Source organism: Nostoc sp. (assembly GCF_036919815.1).
Classification (GTDB): Bacteria; Cyanobacteriota; Cyanobacteriia; order Cyanobacteriales; family Nostocaceae; genus Nostoc.
This window is the reverse complement of sequence record NZ_JBALCE010000119.1, coordinates 1-4,588: the sequence shown is the minus strand read 5'-3', so window position 1 is coordinate 4,588 and position 4,588 is coordinate 1. Positions and strand designations below refer to the sequence as shown.

Annotated in this window: 3 protein-coding genes; all 3 read right to left on the bottom strand. The window is 43.3% G+C overall.

Annotated features, from left to right (window positions below):
* Nucleotides 1–207: 207 nt before the first annotated feature.
* Nucleotides 208–810 carry a superoxide dismutase gene (locus V7K15_RS27115; RefSeq protein WP_334910656.1) on the bottom strand — a complete coding sequence of 201 codons (603 nt, stop codon included), beginning with the start codon at nucleotides 808–810 and terminating at the stop codon, nucleotides 208–210.
* Between the two features lie 500 nt (nucleotides 811–1,310).
* Entirely contained in the window at nucleotides 1,311–2,918 is a 1,608-nt protein-coding gene (locus V7K15_RS27110) for a bifunctional pantoate--beta-alanine ligase/(d)CMP kinase (protein WP_334910655.1), read from the bottom strand.
* A 200-nt stretch (nucleotides 2,919–3,118) separates the two neighbouring features.
* Complete coding sequence (locus V7K15_RS27105) at nucleotides 3,119–4,222, bottom strand: septal ring lytic transglycosylase RlpA family protein (RefSeq protein ID WP_334910653.1); 1,104 nt, start codon at nucleotides 4,220–4,222, stop codon at nucleotides 3,119–3,121.
* Nucleotides 4,223–4,588: the final 366 nt, after the last annotated feature.

The window sequence follows — 4,588 nt, the reverse complement described above, 5'->3', positions numbered from 1 at the left end:
TGACTCCCCTTCTTCCAGATTTGGGAGAAGGGGTTGGGGGATGAGGGCAAATCCTTTTGATCACAGAAGAACTACAGGTTTCAAGATAGACGTGGTTTAACTTGGGGCAAATAGCAGGGCTATTTCGTTCTAGACAAAAACCGCCCAGAACTGAAGTTCAAGGCTCATAGCTAAAGTCCGTTAAAAGGCTTCAAAACTGGCAATTGATTAAGCTTTAGCCAAGTTTTTAGCAGCAAAGTCCCAGTTCGCCAAATGTTCTAGGAAGTTCTTGATGAACGCTGGACGCGCATTTTTGTAGTCAATGTAGTAGGCGTGTTCCCAAACATCCAAGGTTAGGAGTGCCTTCTGTCCATGAGCTAGTGGATTTTCTGCATTTGGTGTCTTAATCACCTTCAGCGTACCACCATCATCAATTAGCCAAGACCATCCGCTACCGAATTGAGTTGTGGCGGCGTTAGAGAACTCTTCTTTGAACTTGTCAAAGCTACCGAAGTCTTTATCAATCTTGGCTGCAAGTTCACCAGTGGGTGTACCGCCACCTGCTGGCTTCAAGGAATTCCAAAAGAAAGTGTGGTTCCAAACTTGAGCAGCGTTGTTAAAGATTCCCGCTTTAGAGGAGTCTTTGAAGGAAATTTTGATCACCTCTTCCAGAGACTTATCGGCAAGTTCCGTACCTTCAGTCAGCTTGTTAAGGTTGTCTACATAAGCTTTGTGATGTTTGCCATAGTGATACTCGAAAGTCTCAGCTTTCATGCCATATTGCTCTAGAGCATTCTTATCAAAGGGGAGTGGTTCTTGTACAAATGCCATTGTGTGAAATCCTCTCTTGATCGGTTTTCAGTCTTAAACTATTGCAGAAGCTTAGGAAATTAACAGCTTTTGTTTCTGGCAGTTTTATGTCCTTAATTATGGAAGATAAAACTTAACATCGTCATTCTACTACTAAAGTGAAGATCAAGTGAAGATGGAAAAAAGTATTTAAATGATAAATCAAATCGCTATGGATTCATGACTATAAATAAAAATGGCTAATATTTCATAGCCAAAGACTGATAATTAATTAGGATTTAGCAATTAAAACTTTCATACTTCTACCTTTGGTAGGATTAATTGCGATGTGAAAAATCAGTCGAAAGCAAGATGAGTTAAGTATTAAATAATCTAATATTTATAGTAGAATAATTGATTGTAAATAAAGATAGCCAATACCAAAATTATCTATTTTATTTTTAAATGCAGTTTTGAGGATGGTAAGTGAATAATCACCCACCACCCTTTGAAACTAAAAAACTAACAGCAAATTGTGATAATTACCACTGAGATAAACGCTGTCGGTAATAGTTAACGATTTGGGCCGTGACTTCAGACACGTCCAAACCATCGGTTTGCACTTCGATCGCATCCGCTGCTTTTTGCAAAGGAGAAACTTTGCGTGTACTATCTTTCCAATCACGTTCGGCAATATCCCGTTCCAGCTGCTCTAAACTTACTTGGGGTTGACCTTGTTTGTTAAAGTCTTGCTGGCGGCGACGGGCGCGTTCACTTACAGAAGCGGTTAAGAAGATTTTCACTTCGGCATCGGGGAACACATGAGTACCGATATCCCGGCCTTCAGCTACTAATCCACCTTTTTTACCCCAGTTTTGCTGTTGTTTAACCAGTGCTTGACGTACAGCGCTTTGTGCCGCGATCGCCGATACTAGAGATGTTACCTCAATCGTGCGAATTGCCTGGGTAATATCGGTACCGTCAATCCAAACCCGCACGCTCGATTGTAAATCTTGGGTAGGAGTAAGTTCAATTTTACACTGATTAGTTAATTCGGCGATCGCACACTCATCATTAATAGCAATCCCCTTTTGCAATACTAACCAAGTCACAGCCCGGTACATGGCTCCTGTATCTAAATACACTAAGCTCAGACTTGCTGCCACTTGACGCGCCACTGTAGATTTTCCCGCACCGGCTGGGCCATCAATGGCGATGATCGGTTGGCGATCGCGCAATATAATATTGTCAATCAAACGTGTAGCACCAAGACGAGCTGCGATCGCCAACATTCCTTCCTCCTCAACTTTTTCTAAAGACATCAACGTAGTCGGTTCAACCAATTCAATATATTCCACTAAAACCGTGCTGACCATTGCCACTTCTTGCTGTACCATTGCGATCAACTTGTTGCTATTGCGATCGCCAGATCGAAACGCAGCCTCAGCCCGTCGCAAGCCGCGATATAACACCGATGCTTGCTCTTTTGCCGTCACCGTCAAATATTGATTACGAGAACTGAAGGCAAGACCCGACGCTTCCCGTACTATTGGACAAGCAACAATTTCTACTGGCAAATTTAAGTCAGCTACTAAGCGTTTAATAATTGCCACTTGCTGACCATCCTTTTGACCAAAGTAGGCACGGTCAGGCTGTACCAAATTGAAAAGTTTGGTAACAATCGTCGCCACACCCTGAAAGTGACCTAGCCGAGAACGACCACACAAGCCTGTGATCATAGCAGATGGGGGGATAACTTGTGTAGCCTTTGATTCTTCTATACTTTTTTGCGAAACTGCCATTTCTTCAGGAGTCGGTGCAAAAATGGCATCTACCCCAGCTTGTTCGCAAAGTTGTTGATCTAGCTCTAAGGTGCGGGGGTAGCGTTGATAATCCTCATTGGGAGCAAATTGCAGGGGATTGACGAAAATACTTACAATCACCCGAGAATTTTCTTGCCGCGCCCGTTGAATCAAGCTTAAATGACCTTGATGCAAATTTCCCATTGTTGGCACAAGACCGACTGCCGTCTGATACCAGCCAGTCATCTCATCTAGTCTCAGATCGTCAGTAACTGCAATCAGCTTGTTTTCTGAGTAGCGTTTAGTTAAATAGCAGCGTAAAGCTGCGACTGTTGTCAGCAGGCGCACAAAAATACCCCTAGTTCTTATCGATCCCTCCCCCGTTAGTTTATATCTGAAATAGAGGGAAGAGATGATTGAACTAGGGGAATTCAGTTATCGGCATTGTGCATTGGGGTTAGGGGAGAGGTGACAGGTGATAGGGAATAATCTGTCCCCTGTAACCTGTAACCTATTCCCTTCTTCTGTCCCCATTCCCTAATAATTATTTATTTCCCTAAGACTTCAATATGCACTTGTGCCACGCCACTGCCCATCATTCCTAAAATCCGAGCCGCGCCAGCAGACAGGTCTATGACTCGACCGCGAACGTATGGACCCCGGTCATTAATCCGCACCACTACAGAACGACCATTGTGGGTGTTGGTTACACGAACTTTTGTACCAAAGGGTAAGCTGCGATGGGCGGCAGTCATTCCTTCTGGATTGAACCTCTGACCGCTAGCAGTACTATTACCACAACCATCATAGCCGTAATAGGAAGCTATGCCTCTGAAGGAGATTCGCACTCCGCCAATGGAAAGCTCTTGGGGCAGCTTTGGCATTGATACTGGCAGACGCACTGGTAAATTCGCAATTTCTTTTAAGGGAGATGCATTGCCTAAAAGTCTCCGCAGACGATTGGTTACTTGCAATGCATCTTGGGCGAGATTGTTGGTGGTACCGGCTAATCGCGTACCTTCGTTGATTTCGACCAATTCTTCGTCATTAATTTTGATTATATAGCGATCGCCATCTTGCTGGAGGGGGGCACTTTTGTTTTGCCCTTGATTGGCAGTGGATTTTTCCCCTGCTTTCCAACTTACGGTAATCTTACTCCCGTCCACATTTTCCCGATTCAACTGGTTTATTTTAGCTGCTATTACACCAGCTATCTGAACCGGGTCATTGTCAACAGAGCTAATCTGGTCACTCACACCCGTTACGTTCCCAGTACCCACTGCCTTTAGTGAATTGCTAGCAATAAGGGCATACGATTGTATGCCCCCAGAATTTCCAATTACACCAACTTTTTTACTTTCAAGATTCGTATTTGATACAGAACTTAAAAATGTGAGAACGGGAATATTTTTGATAAAAAGGGTTGCTGCCTTACGTCCTCCGATGTTGTGAGGATGAATTTCTGTAATCACAGCATCCAAGGTTTGTTTCCCTGCTGTTGATTGATACTCTCCCACCTTCACTACATCAGGGGTGGGCGATTTTTGGGATGCTAGCGCATTTCCCTTGGTGGTTTGAGCGCAACCGACTGTGGGTATCCCCAAAACAGTCATAAACAGGGCAACAATAGTCCACAAATGTCTTTGATTCATGCGTCCGTTTTTAAAGCGACTGTAGAACTTAAGTTTTATGATTCGCGGAATTTTTCACTTGTGAAAGTGATTTCCCTCCTGAAAACTCGAACCCGTTCCGCTTTCACTTTGTTATTCATAACTGCAACACATTAACATGAACCTTTTGGGTTGGGGATCAGGGTTTTAGCGTAATTTTAGGCAACCTGATCAAATTTAAATTGCAATTTTAAGGGCGAAACCTTTCTCAAATGGGGACTTTGGCTATGTAACGCTTTTTTCGGCAAGTCCCAAATTTCTTAAAAAAACTTTATGCTGATTGCACTCCAAAGTGACGATAACCTATTGACATCACTTCTAAAAGTTCCTAACTACCCGTGTATTCTA

Bases quoted from the DNA above. Each gene is read 5' to 3' on its own strand.
- V7K15_RS27115 (WP_334910656.1), bottom strand. From the start codon at position 810: ATGGCATTTGTACAAGAACCACTCCCCTTTGATAAGAATGCTCTAGAG.
- V7K15_RS27105 (WP_334910653.1), bottom strand. From the start codon at position 4,222: ATGAATCAAAGACATTTGTGGACTATTGTTGCCCTGTTTATGACTGTT.